Origin of the sequence: Erwinia sp. PPS120, assembly GCF_047918655.1 — a bacterium.
GTDB classification, from domain to species: Bacteria; Pseudomonadota; Gammaproteobacteria; order Enterobacterales; family Enterobacteriaceae; genus Erwinia; species Erwinia tasmaniensis_A.
On the sequence record NZ_JBLREF010000006.1, the window covers coordinates 89,657 to 111,792 of the forward strand.

The 22,136-nt window shown below is 54.6% G+C and carries 19 protein-coding genes and 1 pseudogene; 3 read left to right on the forward strand and 17 right to left on the reverse strand.

Features of this window, described 5'->3' with window-relative positions:
- Nucleotides 1–17: 17 nt before the first annotated feature.
- The 6 genes and pseudogenes from ACLRGG_RS03480 to ACLRGG_RS03505 all read right to left on the reverse strand — a co-directional run bounded on the left by ACLRGG_RS03480 (nucleotide 18) and on the right by ACLRGG_RS03505 (nucleotide 3,933).
- Nucleotides 18–323, reverse strand: a complete 306-nt coding sequence (locus tag ACLRGG_RS03480; protein WP_416248444.1) for a hypothetical protein — start codon at nucleotides 321–323, stop codon at nucleotides 18–20.
- A gap of 124 nt (nucleotides 324–447) precedes the next feature.
- Nucleotides 448–1,290: pseudogene (locus tag ACLRGG_RS03485) on the reverse strand (PTS transporter subunit IIC); the annotation flags it as partial.
- 55 nt (nucleotides 1,291–1,345) lie between these two features.
- The gene (locus ACLRGG_RS03490) at nucleotides 1,346–1,645 is read right to left on the reverse strand and encodes a PTS sugar transporter subunit IIB (protein ID WP_416248445.1); all 300 of its coding nucleotides are present in this window, start codon (nucleotides 1,643–1,645) and stop codon (nucleotides 1,346–1,348) included.
- Nucleotides 1,646–1,744: 99 nt separating this feature from the next.
- Nucleotides 1,745–2,152 carry a PTS sugar transporter subunit IIA gene (locus tag ACLRGG_RS03495; RefSeq protein WP_416248475.1) on the reverse strand — a complete coding sequence of 136 codons (408 nt, stop codon included), beginning with the start codon at nucleotides 2,150–2,152 and terminating at the stop codon, nucleotides 1,745–1,747.
- 259 nt (nucleotides 2,153–2,411) lie between these two features.
- The gene (locus ACLRGG_RS03500) at nucleotides 2,412–2,996 is read right to left on the reverse strand and encodes a P-loop nucleotide/nucleoside kinase family protein (protein WP_416248446.1); all 585 of its coding nucleotides are present in this window, start codon (nucleotides 2,994–2,996) and stop codon (nucleotides 2,412–2,414) included.
- On the reverse strand, nucleotides 2,989–3,933 hold the full coding sequence (locus ACLRGG_RS03505; RefSeq protein ID WP_416248447.1) for a tagatose-bisphosphate aldolase: 945 nt from the start codon (nucleotides 3,931–3,933) through the stop codon (nucleotides 2,989–2,991). Before ACLRGG_RS03505 ends, ACLRGG_RS03500 begins: the two co-directional genes overlap by 8 nt.
- A gap of 259 nt (nucleotides 3,934–4,192) precedes the next feature.
- On the opposite strand from ACLRGG_RS03505, the gene ACLRGG_RS03510 reads away from it, so the two are divergent.
- Together ACLRGG_RS03510 and ftnA are read left to right on the forward strand one after the other, a co-directional pair.
- A complete protein-coding gene (locus ACLRGG_RS03510; protein ID WP_416248448.1) occupies nucleotides 4,193–5,092 on the forward strand; it encodes a sugar-binding transcriptional regulator in 900 nt (299 codons plus the stop codon).
- A 309-nt stretch (nucleotides 5,093–5,401) separates the two neighbouring features.
- Nucleotides 5,402–5,911 (forward strand): non-heme ferritin, encoded by a 510-nt coding sequence (gene ftnA / locus ACLRGG_RS03515; protein ID WP_416248449.1) that lies wholly within the window; start codon nucleotides 5,402–5,404, stop codon nucleotides 5,909–5,911.
- Between the two features lie 89 nt (nucleotides 5,912–6,000).
- Here the strand turns inward: ftnA and ACLRGG_RS03520 are convergent, their stop codons facing one another.
- Both ACLRGG_RS03520 and ACLRGG_RS03525 read right to left on the reverse strand, forming a co-directional pair.
- Nucleotides 6,001–7,269, reverse strand: coding sequence for an acid phosphatase (locus ACLRGG_RS03520; protein WP_416248450.1), 1,269 nt, complete (start codon nucleotides 7,267–7,269; stop codon nucleotides 6,001–6,003).
- Nucleotides 7,270–7,439: 170 nt separating this feature from the next.
- Complete coding sequence (locus ACLRGG_RS03525) at nucleotides 7,440–8,663, reverse strand: oxalate decarboxylase family bicupin (protein WP_416248451.1); 1,224 nt, start codon at nucleotides 8,661–8,663, stop codon at nucleotides 7,440–7,442.
- Nucleotides 8,664–9,060: 397 nt separating this feature from the next.
- On the opposite strand from ACLRGG_RS03525, the gene ACLRGG_RS03530 reads away from it, so the two are divergent.
- On the forward strand, nucleotides 9,061–9,804 hold the full coding sequence (locus tag ACLRGG_RS03530) for a phosphate/phosphite/phosphonate ABC transporter substrate-binding protein (RefSeq protein WP_416248452.1): 744 nt from the start codon (nucleotides 9,061–9,063) through the stop codon (nucleotides 9,802–9,804).
- A 435-nt stretch (nucleotides 9,805–10,239) separates the two neighbouring features.
- On the opposite strand, the gene accA is transcribed toward ACLRGG_RS03530, so the two are convergent.
- From accA to bamA, 9 genes are all read right to left on the reverse strand, one after another.
- Nucleotides 10,240–11,199 carry an acetyl-CoA carboxylase carboxyl transferase subunit alpha gene (gene accA / locus ACLRGG_RS03535; RefSeq protein WP_067706516.1) on the reverse strand — a complete coding sequence of 320 codons (960 nt, stop codon included), beginning with the start codon at nucleotides 11,197–11,199 and terminating at the stop codon, nucleotides 10,240–10,242.
- A gap of 12 nt (nucleotides 11,200–11,211) precedes the next feature.
- The gene (gene dnaE, locus ACLRGG_RS03540) at nucleotides 11,212–14,694 is read right to left on the reverse strand and encodes a DNA polymerase III subunit alpha (RefSeq protein ID WP_416248453.1); all 3,483 of its coding nucleotides are present in this window, start codon (nucleotides 14,692–14,694) and stop codon (nucleotides 11,212–11,214) included.
- 32 nt (nucleotides 14,695–14,726) lie between these two features.
- Nucleotides 14,727–15,350: a ribonuclease HII gene (gene rnhB, locus ACLRGG_RS03545; protein ID WP_416248454.1), complete on the reverse strand. Its 624-nt coding sequence runs from the start codon at nucleotides 15,348–15,350 to the stop codon at nucleotides 14,727–14,729.
- On the reverse strand, nucleotides 15,347–16,489 hold the full coding sequence (gene lpxB, locus ACLRGG_RS03550; RefSeq protein WP_416248455.1) for a lipid-A-disaccharide synthase: 1,143 nt from the start codon (nucleotides 16,487–16,489) through the stop codon (nucleotides 15,347–15,349). The genes rnhB and lpxB overlap by 4 nt, the downstream gene beginning before the upstream one ends.
- A gap of 3 nt (nucleotides 16,490–16,492) precedes the next feature.
- A complete protein-coding gene (gene lpxA, locus ACLRGG_RS03555) occupies nucleotides 16,493–17,281 on the reverse strand; it encodes an acyl-ACP--UDP-N-acetylglucosamine O-acyltransferase (protein WP_416248456.1) in 789 nt (262 codons plus the stop codon).
- Nucleotides 17,282–17,284: 3 nt separating this feature from the next.
- Nucleotides 17,285–17,740: a 3-hydroxyacyl-ACP dehydratase FabZ gene (gene fabZ / locus ACLRGG_RS03560; protein WP_067706528.1), complete on the reverse strand. Its 456-nt coding sequence runs from the start codon at nucleotides 17,738–17,740 to the stop codon at nucleotides 17,285–17,287.
- Between the two features lie 203 nt (nucleotides 17,741–17,943).
- On the reverse strand, nucleotides 17,944–18,966 hold the full coding sequence (gene lpxD, locus ACLRGG_RS03565) for a UDP-3-O-(3-hydroxymyristoyl)glucosamine N-acyltransferase (RefSeq protein WP_416248457.1): 1,023 nt from the start codon (nucleotides 18,964–18,966) through the stop codon (nucleotides 17,944–17,946).
- Nucleotides 18,967–18,969: 3 nt separating this feature from the next.
- The gene (gene skp, locus ACLRGG_RS03570; protein ID WP_067706535.1) at nucleotides 18,970–19,467 is read right to left on the reverse strand and encodes a molecular chaperone Skp; all 498 of its coding nucleotides are present in this window, start codon (nucleotides 19,465–19,467) and stop codon (nucleotides 18,970–18,972) included.
- 115 nt (nucleotides 19,468–19,582) lie between these two features.
- Complete coding sequence (gene bamA, locus ACLRGG_RS03575) at nucleotides 19,583–21,988, reverse strand: outer membrane protein assembly factor BamA (protein WP_416248458.1); 2,406 nt, start codon at nucleotides 21,986–21,988, stop codon at nucleotides 19,583–19,585.
- Between the last annotated feature and the right edge of the window lie 148 nt (nucleotides 21,989–22,136).

Here is a 22,136-nt window from a genome sequence, read left to right on the forward strand (position 1 = left end):
CCCGGTCAGATTAAACATCAGGATCCGTAACGAATAGCATCCTTACTCTGCTGCATTAGCGCATCGATTTTGACCGAGTAATGCTCAACGCCTGCACCATCGCCGGCCAGTGAACAGGCGCGCCGCTTCGCATTCCAGGCTTTCATCAGCTGGGCCTGCGCAAAGCCGGGCTTACCGTAGCACTCGACGCTTTTCTCCCAGCACAGAATGGCTGCATCAGTATCCTGGCGATCTGCATAGCGCTTGCCCAGCGCATTCAGGGCTTCTGCACAGGCCTGAGCAGGCATGCCGCGCTGCAAAATCTCGTTGATTTCTGGGTTCATTGTACCCTCTTTACCGTTAACATCAGTGGAAGAAGTTAAGAATATGACCATATATCAGGCCGATACCAATGACATCGGAATCGCTAAAGGTCACGTTCTCCATGCCGAACTGTCCTAAAAGGGGGAGCAGCAGGCGTACTCCGGCAAGCAGCACATAGACCCCGACCACAAACTGGATGGCCTGCAGAAAGGCATATACCAGGTAGTTTACCCCATTCGACGAGAGGCCAACGACCTCTGGCCCGGCGGCAATAGCCGGCACCAGATAGATCGGGATCATTACCACCATCATAGACAGATAGGTGTCCTGTAAAAAGGAGAGCGCCTGCGGCAAGGCCAGATCTTCGGTGCTCTTTTCCGGGTTACCCGCGACCTTTGCAACGCCCGCCTGTACGATGTAGCCAAGCGTACAAAAGTGCCCAAGGGCGAAGTCATCTCCCCCGGTAATTTTACGTACAATGGGCTGGGCAAGCGCGGGCATAAATACCGCCATCAGCCCGGCAAGTACGCCCGCCAATACAATCAGCTCCACACCACGCAGCCCGCCCATATAGCCAATGACGGAACAGACGGTCGCCATCCATAAGGAAGCCTGACCAGTAAGAAAGATATATTTAAAGCGGGTGAAGCGCGCAATAGCGATATTAACAATAAAGGCAATAACCATAATAAGCGCCGTTTCACGCCCCAATGTCTGCTGAGCGATACCGGCAATCGATCCTACATCGGTGACCACACCGCGCATGCTGAAGCCTTTCTGGAATATATCCCCCAGAAAGGTTAACGTCGCGACGATAATATTCGCGCCCGACAGCAGCACCAGAAACCCCAGCAGCGTTTTAAGCGTACCGGTAATGACCTGGCCGGGGCTTTTTTTCAGTGAGATAAGACCAATCATGGCGATAAGTGCGATTAATATTGCTGCCTGACCCAGCACATCGTGGACAATAAAGTTAAGAAAAGACATAAATAAACCCCCTGTTTACTTTCGCGGCATAAGGTAACGATTTTTTTAAATATCATCATCTAAGAAAGCCCTTCTCTTTTAAAACAGGTTCCAGCTTTGATTTTATTTCATTTTTATACACCAGCCGCTTGAGATAAATAATTGTCGCACTGATGGTGTAATGCTGAAACTGAGTACGGAAATTCTCTCCGGTCATAATAATATCGGCTCCTGATGATGAGGCGCTTGAAATATCACAGTGTGAGAGATCCGCATCGACACCAAGATTTTTAAGCGCAGCCTTAATACTCATTTCACAGGCAAAACTGCTGCCCAGTCCGGCCCCGCAGACTGCAAGAATAGATAACTTTTTCATTAGAAGTTCCTTGTAGTTTCGTCTTCAGTTTTTTGCCGCTACGACCTAACGCGGGTTGATTTTTTTATTTTAAGCTTACCTTTTATCTTTTAACGCCTGTTAAAACTGACTAAGAATTTTCAATACGTCCTTTTTGCTCCCGGCATTTCTCATTTTTTCTACGATCTCCTCCTCGCAAAATAGCTGTGACAGACTGGCTATCATCGCTATATGGGAATGACTGTCTTTCGCCGCCAGCGCAAAAATGATATAAACTGGATCGTTGTCAGGACTATTAAAACTCACGCCTTCAGAAACGATTGCCAGTGAAAGCGCGGTGTTAATCACGCCTTCCTCCGGTCGGGCATGGGGCATGGCAATGCCCTCGCCCAGCACGTAGTAAGGCCCTATCTCCCGGTGCATGGCATAAATGGCGTTGAGGTAGCGAGGTTCCACTTCCCCCCTGGCAATCATCGGCTCTACGGCCAGCGCGACGGCCTGCTGCCAGTCGTTGACCCGTATGAACATATTCAAATTGCTTTCATTGATCCAGTCAGTCAGCATCATTGTTCTACTCATATAATTAAATAATAATTTAATATACGGACCTGAAAAATTAAAAACGCGATCAACTTACACATTTACTATTTAAAATGAATCGCTATCGAATTGGGGATTTAAAATTAGAAACGCGACGTCCTGCTGGTAATAAAATCAAAACCCAGTCAAATACATATAGCAATTAATCTCAGAGAAGTTAACAGCCCTGACAAATAAAAATAATTAATTAATAACTTTTATTCAAGGCCTCCCCTGTCCAGCTAATGACGTCATTAATGTCGATATCACCCATTTGATCCACAATAAAAACTGGTCCTATTTTCATGGGGCCCGCACATTCGGCCAGTGCGATAAGCTCGGGAATATATTCCGCGCCGGGATGGCCGGGTAGCCGTTGGGCCAGTCGTGAGGTATAACGCTGCGCGGCCAGCTCTCCGGAAATATGGCACCAGATTTCTGCCAGCGCTGTTACTTCGGCACCCTGCAAAAACTCCCGCAGGCGCTGCTCTGGCTGGGATCCAAACCAGGCATCGACAATAAAGGTACAGCCTGGCGGCGCTGAAGCCACGATATGCCAAATTGCCTGATAGCTGGCAAGACCCAGACGACGGTTAAGCACACGGTCGACATTTTCCAGCTGCTGCATAAAGGGTTCTTTAATACCGTCCACAGAAAGCAGCGGCCAGCCGGTGGCGTTGGCAAGGGCGCGGGCAATGCTGCTTTTACCCGAGGCGGGAATACCATTAACCATAACCACACGCTTACTTTGTGGACTGTCCTGGTGGGCGTGCGCCAGCTGCCGATCAGACATGATTCACTGACTCCTTAGTGTTATCAGGAATGCGATCGCTCCCGGGAAAATACTGGCCAATCACCGCCTGAATTTCTTTCAGCCGGGGTACAGCCACGGTTTGCAGTTTTTTACGGGTTTCACTGCTGTCCAGCGAAATACAGTCTTTCCATAAGGCTCTGCCAGCGATCACGCCGGAAGCGCCATTGCTCATAGCGTCGGCTACCTGCCCCAGAAAGGTACTGTGATCGACGCCTGCCGAGAGTACGGCCCAGGGCACGTCACCGGCAAGATGGGTAATCTCAGCACAGGCCTGCGCCGATCCAGGGTAGGGGATTTTCAGCACTTTTGCGCCACATTTCAGCGAAATTTTCGTGCCTTCATAGATTAAAGAGGGAATACGACGTTTATAATCCGTCTCGCTTTCACCTTCAAGCGGGTAGGTAAGGAATTCAACCACCAGCAGCAAGTCTTCACGACTGAAATCTGCAATACACTGGCGCAGGAGAGCAATATTATGCTCATTCGCTTCCGGACGGTCGGCGCGTAGCCACACCATGATTTTTCCGCCATTGCCTCCCAGCTCGCGTACCCGTCGTGCCGTTATCCCCTCCACCAGCCGGGAGTGACGATAACCTGCCGCAGTCGTATCCCAGCCGGAGGCGTCAAGGCCGATAAGTAACGCAGTATCACGGGCGATTATCCCGTGGTCCACCAGGCCGGGAACGGTACAGACCGGATCGACCAGTACGCACGACGCCTGACTGGCCAGACACTGCGTAATATCTGCTTTGATACGGCCCAGCTGCCGTTCGGAAATCGCTTTCTGCTGGTCAGGGTCGGCGGTAAGCAGGCTGCGCATGGCGCCCCGCTGATCGCAGGCGATTACCAGCATGGCACCATTACTGCCGCAGATTTGTTGATACCCTCTTAATTCTGACGTAGACATATGGGACATTAAAAACTCCTTAGATGGTTTGAGTTTGACTACATGTTTACTGCCTCTTTAATCGTTTTGCCGCGGCTAAACCCTGAGGGACTTACGCTGACATGCGGCGCCCCATCAGGGTTTAGCCGGTTCAGCACATTGCAATTTCACAGGGGTTGCGCAATAATTCTCCAATCAACGTGTGGGGGTGTAATACATTGCAGAAAGGAATTACAAGCTGAAAGAGCCTCTTTTACAAGACGCCGCGACTACGCGAGCGATGATGCATATGGTGGCCAAACTGCACTATCAGTCCGATATGGCACAGGTCGATATTGCGAAGAAGCTGGGGGTGTCTACCGCCACCATTTCGCGCCTGCTGACGAAGGCAAAAGCAGCGGGGATCGTCAGGATTGAGGTTATCGAGTTGACCTCGTCTGAGGATTTAACTGCCAGGCTGATTCAGGAGCTGGGCCTGAAGCGCGCCGCGGTGGTGGATGCGCCGCCCGCTAACGTGCTGGGTTCGCTGAGCGCGCCGCTGGCCGGTTTGCTGACGCAGGCCGGTGTGGCTGCCGGTTCGGTGGTCGGCATTGGCTGGGGACGCGCCGTGCGCGAGGTGACGCTGGCCGGACTGCCTCGGCTTCCCGGCGTGCTGACGGTTGCGCTCAATGGCGGGATGCAGCAGGCGGAAGCCCATTTTCAAATTAATGAATTTGTTCGCCAGGCTGCAGGACAGATGGGTGGGACGCCGCATTTTCTGCATGCGCCCTATATCTCTTCATCCTCTCTTCGTGATGCGTTTCTGCGCGACCCCGGCGTCCAGCAAATTATTTCACTGTGGGACAGGCTCGACGTCGCCATAGTCGGCGTAGGCCTTACTCACGCCCACCATCCGGCGGAAAGCTCCACGGTAACGCCGGATGAACAGGCGCTCAGTCAGGCGGCCGGGGATGTCCTGCGCCACTATGTGACGGAAAGCGGAGACATACTGCACTGGGAGGGGGAAACGCGGATGATCGCGGCCTCACCGGAGCAGCTGCGCACTACGCCGTTATCGATTGGCGTGGCGGCCACGCCGGAGAAGGCTGCCGGAATTATCGGTGCCGTTCGCGCTAAAATGATTAACGCGCTGGTGACCGATGTCACGACGGCTCAGGCGATTCTTGACCGCCTGATCGCTGCCTCCTGACCCTGCCTGCTGACGAAGGGGGGAATACGTTTTCTCCCTTTAAAATAGCGCCCTGCCCCTTTACTGTTATCGGTAACGGATATTATTTTCCCTCCAGGTTCGCAATAAGAATAATTATCAGACCCATTCACAAAATGGAATTATTCACAGCTGAGCGATAATAATTATCAGTTAACTATCATAAGGTTATCAATACTCTCAAAAAGGGTAAAAAATAAAACTAACGGTTTTTATTTCGGCAACACCCGTGCATAATGCGCTCAATTCACCTGTTACCGATTCACCCCCTCTTTTGCTAATGGAGCCACCATGCTGACTGCCGATATGACTGCAAAACTGAACGATCAGTTAAACCTTGAATTCTATTCTGCCAACCTCTATTTACAGATGAGCGCCTGGTCAGCCGATAAAGGATTTGAAGGCGCAGCCGCATTCCTGCGCGACCATTCAGTCGAAGAGATGCAGCATATGCAGCGCCTTTTCAACTACCTGAGCGATACCGGCGCCATGCCGGTGCTGGGCACTATCGTTGCCCCACCGGTTACCTTCAACTCCCTGAATGATGTGCTGCAACAGGCTTACGAGCATGAGCAGCTGATCACTTCAAAAATCAACGAGCTGGTCCATGCCGCTATGACCACACAGGACTATGCCACCTTCAACTTCCTGCAGTGGTATGTCGCCGAGCAGCATGAAGAAGAGAAGCTGTTTAAATCCGTGCTGGATAAGCTGGCGCTGGTGAGCGACAGCGGCGAAGGTCTGTTCTTTGTCGACAAAGATCTGATGAAAATGAGCAGCGGCAACGCGCCTCAGGCCTGATTTTTGCGCCGCGCCGCTGCGCGTGGCCTGTTAGCGGTAGCGTTGAAAACCCACCCTGCGTGGGTTTTTTGTTTTCAGCAAGCCGGGTATTACTGCGCCGCACTGACGGCATCGGGCAGGTTAAGTCGCTGCCAGAAGTTCTGTTCCGGCGTGGTGCCCGATAGCGGGTAGCCGCCAGCCAGCGCGGTGGAAACCATCAGCTGACGACGCTGAGCCGCGCTCAGGTGTGGCAGAGGCCCTTCCAGCAGCACTTCTGCACCCGCCGGCACCACCACGGGTGATGGCGTCACCGGGTCACGCGGCAGCCCCCAGGTCATGCTGAAGCGCCAGAACTGTTGCAACGGCGGCTGAGTATAAGGATCGGCGACCCCGGCAGACTTTGCACAGATCGCAAGCGTAGTGCCACACTCCTTCTCCAGCGCGCGCCGCAGCTGCTGCTTAGCCTGAACGAAAAGCGCCTGATACCGCGCGTCGTTAAGATAATGCGCCACGTTGCGCTGGGCCACCATGCGTGAACCAATCAGGTCGATGGGATAATGTACGCCCAGCACCATGCGCGAATAGCTGTAGCGGGACGCGCGATCCATCAGCGGCACGAAGCGCTCCGGCAGCATCTCCCCCAGCAGCAGGGCATCGGTATAGGCGGTATTGGTATGCCCGCTGGGATAAGACCCCTCACTCGCGCTATAGGGCTTATTGTCTTTCACTATCACCGTATCCGGCACGAGATGGATGGTATTTCCGGGGATCAGAAATGGGCGCGGATTGCTAAACTGTTTTTTTGCCGCACTGGTGCTGACCTCGCTGGCTTTAATGAGCGCAGCCGCCTTACTCAGCTCGCCTTTTTTATAGGCGGCCAGAAAAGCCTGGCCCAGCTTTGGCCCCAGCGCATCGCCCAGAAAGAACAGATGATCCTGCCCTTCTGCATCCACCAGCGCCTGATGGCGCAGGCTGGCGCTCGCGTTGAGGTTAACCTCTTCAACCGTTTGCAGGCTGGCGGCGAGGGTGCTTTTCGGCAGGGCGGGAAACGCGCTCAGTAGCGCAATGCCCGCCTGCTGGTTCTCCTTTTTTCCAAAGTCATAATCGCTTTCTTCCAGCCACTTTTTATCCGCCAGCGTTTCACCCTGTCTGACCTTTTCAGGCTGGTCACGCGTGAGGGTGCTGGCATCGCCTTTTAGCGCGTTAATCAGCGATTGCTGGACAGCCGACTCAAGTGCGACAAACTGCATATTTTCGCTGCCGGGGGTCGTCATATCAGCGATGACGCGCAGGTGGTCCAGGGTCAGGGTTGACGTTTTGGCCTGGGTCAGCGGGCTGACCGTCAGGGCAACGGCCAGCAGTGAGTAACGAATGCGCATTGCAGTTCCTTTTTTAAGTTGAGGGATATCTTGCCGCAGGCCAGGCTACTGCTAAAAGGTGACAGAGGGATGACACACAGGAGGCAGAAACGATTTGCGCCCGCAATCAGGCAGACGCAATTCGTCCCGCTATTCAGGCAGACGCGCAGCGCGCCCGCCTGGCGTTAAGGCTATTCCACCACGGGCTTTTTGGTTTTATCCAGCGCATGCATAAAGGTGTCATCCAGATGCAAATGCTGTTTTACCAGTGCCGGCGGGGTTGAGGCAAGCCACTGGTTAAGAGAAATGTCCGCGTAGTAGCTGCTTTTGAACAGTTCGAGAAAGCGCAGCGGTTTCGTGCCGGTGTTTTCAACATAGTGACCCATGGCGAACGGCACGTATCCGACATCTCCCGCCCGAAAATCATAGGTGCGGGCCTGCCCGGAAGACGCAAATACGCCCATTCGCCCTTCCCCTTCAAGGTAGTACTGCCACTCGTCGGTATTCGGATGCCAGTGAAGTTCACGCATGGCACCGGGTTCCAGTTCAACCAGCGCCGCCGCGATGGTTTTCGATACTTTGAACACCGAGGAATCGGTGATACGTACCGTGCCGCCCTTCAGCGTAATGGGCTGCTGCGCCATCATTCTGTGGCTGAACGCGGTGCTGGAACGCGTTGCGCCAGCGATGGCATCTCCGCTGAGTGGGCCGGGAACCTGAGCTGCAAATATGTATTCATCCGAGGGGGACGGCAGCTTGCTGAACGTTTCAGCCGGGACACCAAAGTTTTTTGCCAGCACCCCGGGAGGGACGTGTTTGAACCAGTCACTAAGCAGGAATGTGCTGTCTTCATCAAAGCCGCCATTGTCAAAGGCAAGCAAGAACTCACAGCCATCCGGACCCAGCCCCTGAATCGAATGAGGTACGCCGGGCGGGAAATACCACAGATCGCCCACGCCGACATCGTCCACAAACCAGTGGCCATCGGTATCGAGCGCGGTGATACGCGCCTTGCCGTAGAGCATATAGGCCCACTCGCCTTCCTTATGCCAGTGAAGCTCGCGGATGCCACCGCTATTGAGGCGCATATTTACCCCGGCGATGCTTTTAGATATACCCAGTTCACGCTCGGTAATCTGTCGTGTCCAGCCGCCGGTCCCTTTGCGTACGTGCGAATCGCTAAAAGAGAAACGCAGATTTGGCAGAGTGCCGCTGTCGGTCGCAGGCGGGTTAACAATGTCCGGATTTTCCGCCTGACGGATGGGATCCTGAGGGCCAGGATCGCTGCCGCCCATCTGGCCGGTCCAGGGTTGAGCATTGACGGTGCCATCGTGAGCATGGACCTTACCTGCGGCCAGCGCGACCGTGCCACCGGCGGCGAATGCGACAAAACTGCGACGGGTAATTGGATTCATTTTTAGCTTCCTTGTGTGGGGCTTAAACAACGGTTGCGTTATGCACATTAACGCGACTAATATAATTGCCTATACACCGGAGCGGCACCACATTTTAGCCAACAGCAAATATTCATGAAATGTAAGGAAAAGCCCATTAACAACCTTCATCATAAACCTGACTCCACTAAAATAATTAAGCTGAAACAATTAATAATTAGCAGACTATTCTTATTAACCCCGCTTTTTTCGAGGTTTTCACCAGAGGGTGCTCAAACCATTAAAATTGCTAATTGATATTCGTTCAAAAGCGTAACATCTGCTTACACTCAGCGTGCTGTTAAGGCGGCTCTCCCTCCCTCTGCGCTATCCTTGGTTATAACGCTCTTTCGCCACCTACTACGCGTAAGGAATAATAATGATAGCCTCGCTGCCGATGTATCCATTTCGTCCTGAGAAGCTGGACGCTTTCTGGCAGCGGCTGAGGGCCGCCGCGCCTGCTATCTCCCTACCGTGCGCCCTGAGCTGGCCTGATGAGCTGCTCCCCCACTGGCAGCGCAGCGATTTGCTGCTGAGTCAGACCTGCGGCTATCCCCTTATGACAGCACTGCCACAGGTGCAGGTCATAGGTGCATTTCACTATGCTGCGCCGGGCTGCGAGGGCGCGAATTATCGTAGCTGGATAGTGGTACGCAGGGAGGAGTCGGGTCGTGAACTGCGGGATTTTCGCGGGCGCATCCTGGCCTATAACAGCCAGGAGTCGCACTCAGGCTGGCACGCTCTGATGAGGCTGACCGGCGGCCCGGCTTTCTTCACCACCGCACGGGCATCAGGAAGCCACCATCGCTCGCTGGCGATGCTACGAAATCGGGAAGCAGACATTGCAGCCATTGACTGCGTGAGCTGGGCGCTGCTAAGCCAGGATTTTGCCGATGAGCTGAGTGGGCTAAAGATCGTCGGTCAGACCGCCAGCGTACCTGGCCTGCCGCTGATTGCCTCCGCCGCCCTACCGGCGGAAAGCGTGGCGGCGCTGCGCGAGGGGCTGGCCGAAGTGACCAGCGATCGCCGCAATCATGCTCTCGCTGACGGACTGAAAATAAGAGGTTTTTCTATCCTGCCCCGTGAGGCGTGGCGAGTGATGGTTGATAAAAGCGCAGATTAAGTCAGTTATTTGGTGAAAGGTGGCTAATAGCAGTAGCAGGTGAATGTGGAAGGTGAAGGAGGAAGGAGGAAGCTGAAGGAGGAAGGTGGAGCTGAAGATGGAGCTGAAAGAGGGTGGCTCAGAAGTGAATGCCGCAAGTTTATAAGAGCAAAAAGGCGGGCTTAAGCCAGGGCTTCGTCACCGGAATATTTCCCGTCAGTACGCTGGTTCAAACCCGCCTTAACGACAGCCTGATTCTGTTGTCACACCTCATATCGCCCGGCCATATCGCCCGGCGTACGTGCCCGGTCAGACGTAGCCAGAAATTATCCTGACTCTGTGGGTAACCACTCCAACCTGGATCAGGCTGCGCCCTGCTGATCCCCCTCCAGCCAAATTCAGGCTGCCGGACCACCGATGCAGTCAGATAAGTGCTGACCGCAGCGGATGGCGGGATCAGGCGTAGCCGTAACTCATCAGACGCTGGTAGCGGCGATCGAGCAGCTCGTCTTTGCTCAACTCATCAAGTTCTGCCAGATCTTCCAGCAGCTGCGCCTTAAGCGACTCACCGATAGCGAGCGGATTGCGGTGCGCCCCACCCAGCGGTTCAGGTATCACGCTGTCAATCAGCTTCAGCTCTTTCAGGCGCGGTGCAATTATCCCCATCGCGTCGGCGGCCAGCGGCGCTTTATCTGCGCTTTTCCACAGAATCGAGGCGCAGCCTTCCGGCGAAATAACCGAGTAGGTGCTGTATTGCAGCATATTAACCTTGTCACCCACGCCAATCGCCAGGGCGCCGCCGGAGCCGCCCTCACCGATAACGGTGCAGATAACCGGGACGGTCAGGCCAGACATTTCACGCAGGTTGCGCGCAATGGCCTCACTCTGTCCGCGCTCTTCTGCGCCGACGCCCGGATAAGCGCCCGGCGTGTCGATAAAGGTGATTATCGGCATATTAAAACGCTCAGCCATCTCCATCAGACGCAGCGCTTTGCGGTAGCCCTCAGGGGCTGGCATACCGAAGTTACGCCGAATTTTCTCTTTCGTTTCACGCCCTTTCTGATGACCAATGATCATCACCGGACGCCCGTCAAGGCGGGCAATGCCGCCCACGATGGCTTTGTCATCCGCATAGGCGCGATCGCCAGCCAGTTCGTCAAAGTCAGTAAAAGCATTGCGAACATAGTCCAGCGTATAAGGACGTAAAGGGTGGCGAGCCAGCTGTGCAACCTGCCATGCCCCTAAATCAGAGAAGATTTTACGTGTCAGCTCGACGCTTTTTTCGCGCAGACGCTGTATCTCTTCATCCAGATTGATATCCAGTTTTTCATCCTGACGGCCAACCGACTTGAGCGAATCAATTTTCGCTTCAAGCTCTGCGATTGGCTGTTCGAAATCCAGGTAATTAAGACTCATAATAATCCTGTTTTAGTCAAACTCCAGTTCCACCTGCTCCGACCCTATCAGCGATCGCAATTCATTTAATAAACGATCGCTGGGCGACACGCGCCACGCTGCGCCAAAGCGCAGCTTCGCCCGCGCATCCTCTCTTTGATAGTAGAGATGTACCGGAATGGTCCCCGAACGATGGGGTTCCAGGGATTGACGGAGACGGTTCAAAAGCTGGTCATCAATTTGCCTGTCCGTCAGCGAGATAGCAAGCCCGCGTGCATATTTTTCACGGGCTTCATCAATGTCCATCACCTCGCGGGCGGTCATTTTAAGCCCCCCGCTAAAGTCATCAAAACTGACCTGCCCGCTGACGATCAGAATACGGTCTTTTTCCAGCAAGTGCTGAAACCTTTCGAGTGCATCTGTAAACAACATCACTTCCAGCCGACCGGAACGATCGTCCAGCGTACAGATGCCTATCCGGTTACCGCGCTTTGTTACCATCACGCGGGCCGCCACCACCAGACCGACGGCCATGGTCATTTTGCCACGGTCGGTCGGATGCATGTCTTTCAGGCGCATTCCGCCTACGTAACGCTCAATCTCTTTCAGATACTGATTGATTGGGTGCCCGGTTAAGTAAAGCCCAAGCGTCTCGCGTTCGCCATCCAGCTGGACCTGTTCCGGCCACGGCGTCACATCGGCGTAGGACTGCTCGATCTGCTCGGGTTCGTCTGCCAGCACGCCAAACATATCTGCCTGACCAATCGCTTCTGCCTTCGCATGCTGGTCCGCAGCCTTCAGCGCATCGCCCAGCGCGCTCATCAGCGCGGCACGGTGTGGACCAAGCCGGTCAAACGCGCCCGACATAATCAGTTTTTCCAGCACCCGGCGATTCAGCTTTTTGGTATCGGTACGGGCGCAGAGGTCGAACAGCTCACGAAAATAGCCGTCTTTGTTGCGCGCTTCAATAATCGCTTCAATGGGGCCTTCGCCGACGCCTTTGATCGCGCCAATGCCGTAAACGATCTCGCCGTCATCGTTAACGTGAAACTGATACAGGCCGGAGTTAATATCCGGCGGCAGCACCTTAAGCCCCATGCGCCAGCACTCATCCACCAGCCCGACGACTTTCTCAGTGTTATCCATATCGGCGGTCATGACCGCCGCCATAAACTCGGCCGGATAGTGGGCCTTTAGCCACAGCGTCTGATAGGAGACCAGCGCATAAGCGGCGGAGTGCGATTTGTTAAAACCGTAACCCGCGAACTTTTCCACCAGGTCGAAGATTTTGATCGCCAGCTCGCCGTCAATACCGCGCGCTTTCGCGCCGTCTTCAAAGCCGCCGCGCTGTTTAGCCATCTCTTCAGGGTTCTTTTTACCCATCGCACGGCGCAGCATATCCGCGCCGCCCAGGCTGTAGCCCGCCAGCACCTGGGCTATCTGCATTACCTGTTCCTGATAGAGGATGATGCCGTAGGTCGGCTCCAGTACCGGCTTCAGTGATTCGTGCTGCCACTGAATATCAGGATAAGAGATAGCCTCACGCCCGTGCTTACGGTCAATAAAGTTATCCACCATGCCTGACTGCAGCGGACCGGGACGGAAAAGGGCCACCAGCGCGATCATATCCTCAAAGCAGTCTGGCTTCAGGCGTTTGATCAGGTCTTTCATGCCGCGCGATTCAAGCTGGAAAACCGCCGTGGTTTCCGAGCGCTGTAGCATATCGAAACTTTTCTTATCTTCAAGCGGGATGGCCGCAATATCTATCGGCGGCTCCCCCTGCTTCTTCCGACGGGCGTTGATCATCTCCAGCGCCCAGTCGATAATGGTCAGCGTTCGCAGCCCCAGGAAGTCAAACTTCACCAGACCGGCGTACTCAACATCATTCTTGTCGAACTGGGTAACCGGATGGTTGCCGTTTTCATCGCAGTAGAGCGGCGCAAAGTCGGTAATTTGCGTCGGGGCAATCACCACGCCACCGGCGTGCTTACCGGCGTTTCGCGTCACACCTTCCAGCTTGCGCGCCATATCGATCAGCGCTTTTACCTCTTCATCCGCCTCGTAGATTTCCGGCAGCTGAGGTTCGGCGGCAAAGGCTTTTTCCAGCGTCATGCCCGGATCGGGCGGTACCAGCTTAGAAATACGGTCTACAAAGCCGTAGGGATGGCCCAGTACGCGCCCCACGTCACGAATAACCGCCTTCGCGGCCATCGTACCGAAGGTGATAATCTGCGATACCGCCTTGCGCCCGTACATTTCGGCGACGTGCTCAATCACCAGGTCGCGTTTTTCCATGCAGAAATCGACGTCAAAGTCGGGCATCGACACGCGTTCGGGGTTAAGAAAACGTTCGAACAGCAGGTCAAATTCAAGGGGATCGAGATCGGTGATTTTCAGCGCGTAGGCAACCAGCGAACCTGCACCGGAGCCGCGTCCCGGCCCTACCGGTACGTCATTGTCTTTTGACCACTGGATAAACTCCATCACGATCAAGAAGTAGCCGGGGAAACCCATCTGATTAATAACGTTCAGCTCGATTTCAAGGCGCTCGTCGTATTCAGGGCGCTTCTCTGCACGGACCTCAGGATCGGGGAACAGGAAAGCCAGTCGCTCTTCCAGGCCCTCACGGGACTTCATCACCAAAAAGTCTTCGGTGGTCATCTCCCCCGTCGGGAACTGCGGCAGAAAATATTCCCCCAGGCGGATGGTGACGTTACAGCGCTTAGCAATTTCCACGCTGTTTTCCAGCGCTTCAGGAATGTCCGAGAACAGCTCGCACATCTCCTCGCTGGTGCGTAAGTATTGCTGAGGGCTGTAGTTTCGCGGGCGCTTAGGGTCGTCCAGGGTAAAGCCATCATGGATGGCTACGCGAATTTCGTGCGCATCGAAGTCTTCCGCCTCAAGGAAACAGACTTCATTAGTGGCGACAACGGGAATGCCCTGGGCAATCGCCAGCTCAACGGCCGCGTGGAGATAGCTCTCCTCGTCCGGCCGGCCGGTGCGGATCAGTTCCAGGTAATAGCTGTCCGGGAAATGCTGCTGATAAAACGCCAGACAGTCTGCGGCCTGTACATGGTTACCGCGCAGCAGCATTTTACCTACGTCGCCGCGACGCCCGCCAGAAAGAAGGATCAGCCCTTCCCTCAGCTCCATCAGCCAGTCACGATCAATGACCGGGCCGGCGGCACCGTAGCCGCGCTGGTAGGCACGTGAGATCAGCAGCGTGAGGTTTTGGTAGCCGGTGTTGTTAGCGGCCAGTACGGTAAGGTGTGACAGTTCATCGCCCATCGCCTCGCTGGCGACGTTGAAGTCAGCGCCGATAATGGGTTTCACGCCCTGACCGTGTGCCGTGCCGTAGAACTTCACCAGCCCACACAGATTGGTGAAATCAGTGATACCCATCGCAGGCATGCCGAGTGACGCCGCCTTTTTCACTAACGGCGCCGTTTTGACTATGCCATCGATCATGGAGTAGTCGCTGTGAACGCGTAAATGAATAAAACGAGGTTCGGCCATAGTTGATCCCATCAAAAGCTAAGGAGTGAAAATTAGCGTACGCGTCCGGCAGAGGCCGCCACGTCGGCGTCCAGCAGCACATTTCTCACTGGCGCAAAGCTGCGGCGGTGATGAGGCGTGGCACCGTAGTGGCGTAGTTTCTCAAGATGCAGCGCCGTTGGATAGCCCTTATGCTGCGCAAATCCATACTCGGGAAATTGCAGATGCAGCTCGGCCATTTCGCGGTCGCGCGTGACCTTAGCGACTATCGAGGCGGCGCTAATTTCCTGCACCAGGCTGTCTCCTTTCACGACGGCCAGTGAAGGCATCGCCAGCGCCGGACAGCGGTTGCCATCGATCAGCACATAATCTGGCGTGATATGCAGCCCGGCCACCGCGCGCTGCATCGCCAGCATCGTGGCGTGCAAAATATTCAGCTGGTCAATTTCCTGCGGCTCTGCCCGCCCCAGGCTCCAGCTCAGTGCCTTTTCGCAGATTTCATCGTAGAGCGCCAGACGGCGCTTTTCCGATAATTTTTTCGAGTCAGCCAGCCCAATGATGGGCCGCGCCGGATCGAGGATCACAGCGGCAGTAACCACCGCGCCTACCAGCGGCCCGCGCCCCACTTCGTCCACGCCGGCAATACAGGTGGCGAGCGGGTAGATAAAATGACTCATGGGCACAGCTCCAGTACGGCCGAAGCAGCCTGCTCGTCGGCATTCCAGCGGATTTTCTGGTGCAAGCCCGCAAAAGTTGCCAGCAGCTGCTGACGGGTTTCACCTTCTGCCAGCAGCGGTGTCAGCGCCGCCGCCAGACGCTCGGGCTGACACTCTTCCTGCAACAGCTCTTTGACCAGCTCGCGTCCTGCCAGCAGATTCGGCAGCGAAACGTAGTCGGTCTTTACCAGGCGCTTCGCCAGCCAGAAGGTGAACGGCTTCATACGATAGCCCACCACCATCGGACATTTTGCCAGCATACACTCCAGCGCAGCGGTGCCAGAAGCCAGCAGCGCCGCATCGCTGGCAATCATCGCCTGTCGCCCCTGCCCATCCAGCAGATGCATGGGTAGGTCGGGCGCAACCCCGGCCTTAATTTTTTCAAACTGCTCGCGACGCCGCGGATTCACCAGCGGCACCACGATTTCCAGATCGGGCCATTTTTTTCGCAGTATTTCGGCCGTTCGCAGGAAGTCAGCGCTTAGCATCTCAACCTCTGCACTGCGGCTGCCGGGCAACAGGGCCAGACAGCGAGCCCCTTCGGCGATACCCAGCGCCCGTCGCGCCGCGAGCTTATCGGGCTGGAGCGGCATGGCATCAGCCATAGTATGACCAATAAACCGGCAGGGTACATTGAAACGGTCGTAAAACGCTTTTTCAAACGGCAGGAAGGCCAGCACCATGTCGGTTGAGCGGCCAATTTTAAAAACGCGCTTTTGCCGCCAGGCCCATACGGAAGGGCTGACGTAATGAATAGTCCGGATACCGCGCTCTTTAAGTCGCCCCTCGAGGGTGATATTAAAATCAGGCGCATCAATACCGACAAAGACGTCCGGCTTTAGCTCGCTAAAACGCCGGGTAAGGTCGCGGCGAATTTTCAGCAGACGCGGCAGACGTTCCACCACCTCGACGATGCCCATCACCGACAGCTCTTCCATTTCGTACCAGGCTTCGCACCCTTCGGCCTGCATCAGCGGCCCGGCCACCCCGACAAAACGGGTATCCGGGTGCGTCTGTTTTAGCGCACGGATTAAACCGGCACCAAGAATATCGCCGGAAGTTTCTCCGGCGACAAGGGCAATCGTTAATGGCTGAGGCATGAGTTAACGAATCAGACCTCGCGTCGAGCGGGCAAAGAAGTCGTAAAACGGCTGGACTTCAGGATGCTCACGCGCGATATCGGCGATCTCAGGCTTTGCCTCATCCAGCGTTTTACCGCTGCGATAAAGGATTTTGTAGGCGTTACGAATCGCGTGCAGCCCCTCTTTACTGAAGCCACGGCGCTGCAGACCCACCAGGTTGATACCAAACGGCGTGGCATGATTGCCCTGGGCAATCACGAACGGCGGCACGTCCTGCGCAACGCCGGAACAGCCGCCCACCATTGCGTGGGCGCCGATAATGCAGAACTGATGAACCGCCGTCATCCCACCGATAATGGCAAAGTCATCTACCGTAACATGCCCGCCCAGAGTCGCGTTATTCGCCAGAATGCAGCGATCGCCAATCACGCAGTCGTGAGCAATATGGGCGTTGACCATCAGCAGGTTGTCACTGCCGACACGCGTCACGCCGTCAGCCTGTGTCGTACCACGATGAATTGTTACGCTCTCACGAATGCTGTTGCGGTCGCCCACCTCAACGCGAGTAGGCTCACCGGCATACTTCAGGTCCTGGTTAGCTTCGCCAACGGTAGCAAACTGATAAAGGGTATTGTCTTTGCCAATACGGGTGTGTCCATTGACCACCACATGAGACTTAAGAACGGTACCTTCTCCAATCTCCACGTTAGCCCCAACAAAACAAAAGGGACCAATAGTTACGCGGGCGCCGATAACGGCCCCCTCTTCAATAATGGAAGAGGGGTGGATAACTGCGGTTTCATCAATCACGAATTACGCCTCCCGGCTGCGGGCACACATCATCGTTGCTTCGCAGACAATTTTGCCGTCAACGGTCGCCACGCCCTTAAAGCGGGTCAGACCACGACGTGTTTTCTCGAAGGTGACTTCCATGATCATTTGGTCGCCTGGCACGACTGGACGCTTGAAGCGCGCCTCGTCAATACCGGCAAAATAGTACAGCTCGCCGGGTTCAAGCTTACCGACGCTTTTAAAAGCCAGAATACCGGTCGCCTGAGCCATGGCTTCTAAAATCAGCACGCCTGGGAAAATCGGTTTACCAGGGAAATGGCCCTGGAAAAACGGTTCGTTAACCGAGACGTTCTTCACTGCCCGCAGGAACTTGTGCTCTTCAAAGTCAAGTACGCGATCGACCAGCAGAAACGGATAGCGGTGCGGCAGCAGTTCAATAATCTCTTCAATTTTCAGAGTATGAGTTTCAGTAGTCAAAATACTCTTCCTGTCCTAAAAAAAATTCTGATGGCATCAATAACACGGCCTGCAAAGATCCTCAGATCATACGCAGGCCGCGAATCAGTTCCCGTGCGCCAGGCTTTCCATGCTTAACATTTTTTTTTATATCTTTCTGATTTGACGCAGTGCGCCGGACCAAATTGATAGTGAAAGCTGGAGCTGAGCCGGCAATAAGCCGCTTAGTCTTTAATGACCTTGCGTTCGATGGATTTCAGACGTTTGCTGATTTCATCAATATTCATCACCAGCGCTGCCGTTTTGCGCCAGGTTTTATTGGGTTGCAGTGGAATCCCGGAGGAGTATACCCCAGGTTGGGTGATTGGTCGCATGACCATTCCCATTCCGGTGACCGTAACTTTGTCACAAATTTCCATATGACCATTAATTACGCTTGCACCACCAATCATGCAGTAACGGCCAATTTTCAGGCTGCCCGCCATGATGACGCCACCCGCAACAGCGGTATTGTCGCCAATCACAACGTTGTGCGCAATCTGGCACTGGTTATCAATGATAACACCATTCCCAATCTGAGTGTTATCCAACGCACCGCGATCGATGGTGGTGCAGGCACCAATTTCCACCCGATCGCCGATAATGACCGTGCCGAGCTGAGGAATTTTTACCCAGTTACCGCGATCGTTGGCATAACCAAAACCATCAGCACCGATAACCGTACCTGACTGGATCAGACAGCGTTCACCAATCTGTACGTCGTGGTAGATTGATACGTTGGCCCACAGACGTGAACCGGCACCAATACGGGTGTTTTTGCCGATAAAGCAGCCAGGGCCGATAATGGCACCCTCGCCCAGGATAACGCCAGATTCAATCACGGCATTCGCGCCAACGGAAACGTTGTTGCCAAGCTGAGCGCTGCTATCAATGACCGCGCCGGGCGCGATATCCTGAGCGGGCTGAGGCGTGGTATCCAGGATCTGCGCCATGCGGGCATAAGTGAGATAGGGATCTTTCACCACCAGCGCCGCGCCGTTGAAAAAGTCCAGATCCGTTTCCGTCAGCACCACGGCGGATGCCTGGCAGGCTGCGAGCTGCTCGCGGTAACGGCTGTTAGAGAGGAAAGTGATTTGACCGGTTTGGGCGGATTGCATAGAAGCAATGCCGGAGATGACGAGATCGCCATCTCCGTGCAAATCTGCATCCAACTGCTGGGCTAAATCAGCCAGTCGAATTGAAGACATTGATTATTTAACCTGTTTCAGAACATCACCAGTGATGTCTTTGGATTTACCTGCGTAAGCAACAGCGTTTGCATCAATAACAACGTCGTAGCCTTCTTTATCGGCCACTTTCTGCACGGCATCCTGGATACGGCTCAGGATTTTATTACGTTCTTCAGCCTGGCGACGACGGTTGTCCTGCTCAAAAGCCTGAGCTTTAGTCGAGAAGGCTTCACGCTGTGCCATAACGTCTTTTTCCATGCGGCTGCGTTCGCTGGCCTTCATGGTAGAGCCGTCACGCTGGAGGCGCTGCATTTTAGTTTGCAGATCGCGTTCCATACCCTGTAGCTCGGTTGCACGGCCTTTAAACTCATTTTCAAGCTGCTTCGCAACTGTCGCACGCGCCGGTAACTGTTGGAAAATGCTGGAAACGTTCACCACTGCGATTTTATCAGCAGCCTGGGCGCCGGCGGAAACCGCCAGAGCGATAGAGAGGCCTGCGGCACACAACAACTTTTTCACTATAAACTCCTTACCATCAACGTTTGTGTCTTCGACACAGGTGTTGCGCGTTTAGGCAGCCCTGAGGGCTGCCGGGGAACAGCGCGCTACTTTAATCGCTTCCGTGCAAGCCAGATTACCAGGTCTTACCAATATTAAACTGGAACTGCTCGGCTTTATCTCCATCATACTTTTTGAATGGCTGCGCGTACGAGAACACCAGGGGTCCCAGCGGGGACATCCACTGAAGTGCCAGACCTGCAGACATTCGAATATTGCCCGGATCGCTGTAGTCAGGAATACCCGCCGCACGCGTATCTGCGGTGTTTTCCCACTTGGTATCCCAGACCGTACCCGCATCTACAAACAGGGAGGTACGCACCGAATTAGCGTACTTCTCGCTGAGGAACGGCGTCGGCGTAATCAGCTCCGCGCTGGCCGTTGCCATGGCGTTACCGCCCACCGCATCATCAGAACTACACAGGGCATAAGCGCCTGAGCAGGTAGACGAGTTGTTATTGTAGTAAGCCGCTTTCGGCCCGATGGTGTTGGAACGGAAACCACGCACGGTGCTTGAACCACCGGCGTAGAAGTTTTCATAGAACGGCAGCTCTTTGCCATTCAGTCCATCACCGTAGCCAACGCGTCCGCGTCCTAACAGCACCCAGGTACGGTCCTGGTTCAGCGGCACATACTGCTGCGTATCCAGCGTGGCCTTATAGAAGGCGTTGTCCGAACCGGGAATGGTGACCTTACCGTTCAGGTTGGTACGGTTACCAGAGGTTGGGAAGAATCCGCGGTCAAGGTCGTTATACGTCCAGCCATAGTTGAAGGTGAAATCATCGGCAGAGTAGTCGGCACGACCGGAAAGATCCGGGTTCTGACCCACCGAGCGCAGATAGCGGAACATGGCAATCTGCGGCTGCATATTTGACAGGTCGTTATGCACATAGCCCAGACCGACGCGCAGCGTATTGTTTTCATTAACCGGGAAGCCCAGCGTGCCGTCTAAACCATAGCTTTTGTTGGTATAGTCAGACAGGTCGGCATCATCAGCCTTAAAGTCGTTATAGAAAACGCGTCCGCCGAGACTCACGCCATCAACCGTAAAGTACGGATCGGTCAGTGAGAATTCCGCATAGGTCTGATAATCGTTCTTGGTCCCGCTGATGCCAACGGTGTTACCGGTACCCAGCCAGTTCTCCTGGGTTACCCCAACCTGGAAGCTGACGCCGCTCTCGGTGCCGTAGCCGACGCCGAAGTTCAGGGTGCCGGTATTACGCTCTTTCACCTTGTAAACCACATCGACCTGATCGGGCGATCCCGGTACACGCTGGGTATCGGTTTCAACCGTTTCGAAATAGCCGGTACGGTTCAGACGCTCTTTACCCTGCTCGACCAGATCGCTACCCAGCCATGCGCCTTCCATCTGGCGCATTTCACGGCGCAGGACGGAATCTTTCGAGGTATCGTTGCCTTCAAAACGGACTTTACGCACGGAGTAACGGTTGCCCGCATCAACGTTGACGTGCAGCTTAACGGTTTTATCCGCATCGTTAATTTCTGGCTGCGTCATCACCCGTGGGTAGGCGTAACCGTAACGACCGAGCATCTTCTTGATGTCGTCTTCCATTTTGGTGACTTTAGCACCGTTGTACAGCTCGCCAGGTTTGATCCGGGTCAGCGCTTCTATTTCCGCTGAGTGACCTGCCATGCTGCCATTCACCACCACGCCAGACAGCTTGTAGCGGTCGCCTTCGGTGATGTTAATGGTGATGTAGATCCCTTTCTTGTCCGGCGTCAGGCTGACCTGAGTGGAGTCGATATTAAAACGGGCATAGCCGCGATCCAGATAAAAACTGCGCAGGGTCTCAAGGTCGCCCGCCAGCTTTTGCTTCTGGTATTTGCGATCGCCCACGACGTTCCACCATGGCACCTCATCGCGGAGCTGAAAGCGCGAGATCAGCTCTTCCGAGCTGAAGGCTTTGTTGCCGACCACGTTGATCTGTTGGATTTTGGCAGAAACACCTTCGGTGAATACCAGCTTCAGGTCTACGCGGTTGCGTGGAAGCGGCGTGACCACGGCTTTCACACTTGCGCTGTATTTACCTACGCTGTAGTAGAAATCCTCAAGCCCTTTCTCAATGGATGAGAGGGTGGTGCGATCGAGGGCTTCCCCTACCCGCACGCCGGAAGCTTCAAGGTTTTGCTTTAGCATATCTTCCTTCACCGCTTTGTTACCGGAGAAGGTGATACTGGCAATTGTTGGCCTCTCTTTAACCTGAACGATCAGCGTATTGCCGTCGCGCAGAACCTGAACATCCTCGAAGTTCCCGGTCGCAAAAAGGGCACGAATGGTGCTACTGATATCATCATCGGAGACGGTGTCTCCCACGCGGACAGGCATACTGAGCAATGCCGCCCCGACGGCGACTCGCTGCAGGCCTTCGAAATGAATATCCTTCACCACGAAGCCGTCTGCCGCGTATACGGTGGCGCTGCTAAACAGCAGCGACGCTATGAGCAACTTTTTCATCGCCATCGTTGTTATGCATTCTTCCTAACTGGTTCCCGTCGCTTAGAGGAGAAATTGCTACACATCGGCCATCCTGCTTAGAAACCTTGCTCAACCTGCGCGTCTACCTGAGTAAACCGCACTTTTGCACCGGGCTTCGTCTTTTCTGGCCTTC

Coding starts and splice junctions, on each gene's coding strand:
- ACLRGG_RS03480 (WP_416248444.1), bottom strand. CDS start 323: ATGAACCCAGAAATCAACGAGATTTTGCAGCGCGGCATGCCTGCTCAG.
- ACLRGG_RS03490 (WP_416248445.1), bottom strand. CDS start 1,645: ATGAAAAAGTTATCTATTCTTGCAGTCTGCGGGGCCGGACTGGGCAGC.
- ACLRGG_RS03495 (WP_416248475.1), bottom strand. CDS start 2,152: ATGTTCATACGGGTCAACGACTGGCAGCAGGCCGTCGCGCTGGCCGTA.
- ACLRGG_RS03500 (WP_416248446.1), bottom strand. CDS start 2,996: ATGTCTGATCGGCAGCTGGCGCACGCCCACCAGGACAGTCCACAAAGT.
- ACLRGG_RS03505 (WP_416248447.1), bottom strand. CDS start 3,933: ATGTCCCATATGTCTACGTCAGAATTAAGAGGGTATCAACAAATCTGC.
- ACLRGG_RS03510 (WP_416248448.1), top strand. CDS start 4,193: ATGGTGGCCAAACTGCACTATCAGTCCGATATGGCACAGGTCGATATT.
- ftnA (WP_416248449.1), top strand. CDS start 5,402: ATGCTGACTGCCGATATGACTGCAAAACTGAACGATCAGTTAAACCTT.
- ACLRGG_RS03520 (WP_416248450.1), bottom strand. CDS start 7,269: ATGCGCATTCGTTACTCACTGCTGGCCGTTGCCCTGACGGTCAGCCCG.
- ACLRGG_RS03525 (WP_416248451.1), bottom strand. CDS start 8,663: ATGAATCCAATTACCCGTCGCAGTTTTGTCGCATTCGCCGCCGGTGGC.
- ACLRGG_RS03530 (WP_416248452.1), top strand. CDS start 9,061: ATGATAGCCTCGCTGCCGATGTATCCATTTCGTCCTGAGAAGCTGGAC.
- accA (WP_067706516.1), bottom strand. CDS start 11,199: ATGAGTCTTAATTACCTGGATTTCGAACAGCCAATCGCAGAGCTTGAA.
- dnaE (WP_416248453.1), bottom strand. CDS start 14,694: ATGGCCGAACCTCGTTTTATTCATTTACGCGTTCACAGCGACTACTCC.
- rnhB (WP_416248454.1), bottom strand. CDS start 15,350: ATGAGTCATTTTATCTACCCGCTCGCCACCTGTATTGCCGGCGTGGAC.
- lpxB (WP_416248455.1), bottom strand. CDS start 16,489: ATGCCTCAGCCATTAACGATTGCCCTTGTCGCCGGAGAAACTTCCGGC.
- lpxD (WP_416248457.1), bottom strand. CDS start 18,966: ATGTCTTCAATTCGACTGGCTGATTTAGCCCAGCAGTTGGATGCAGAT.
- bamA (WP_416248458.1), bottom strand. CDS start 21,988: ATGGCGATGAAAAAGTTGCTCATAGCGTCGCTGCTGTTTAGCAGCGCC.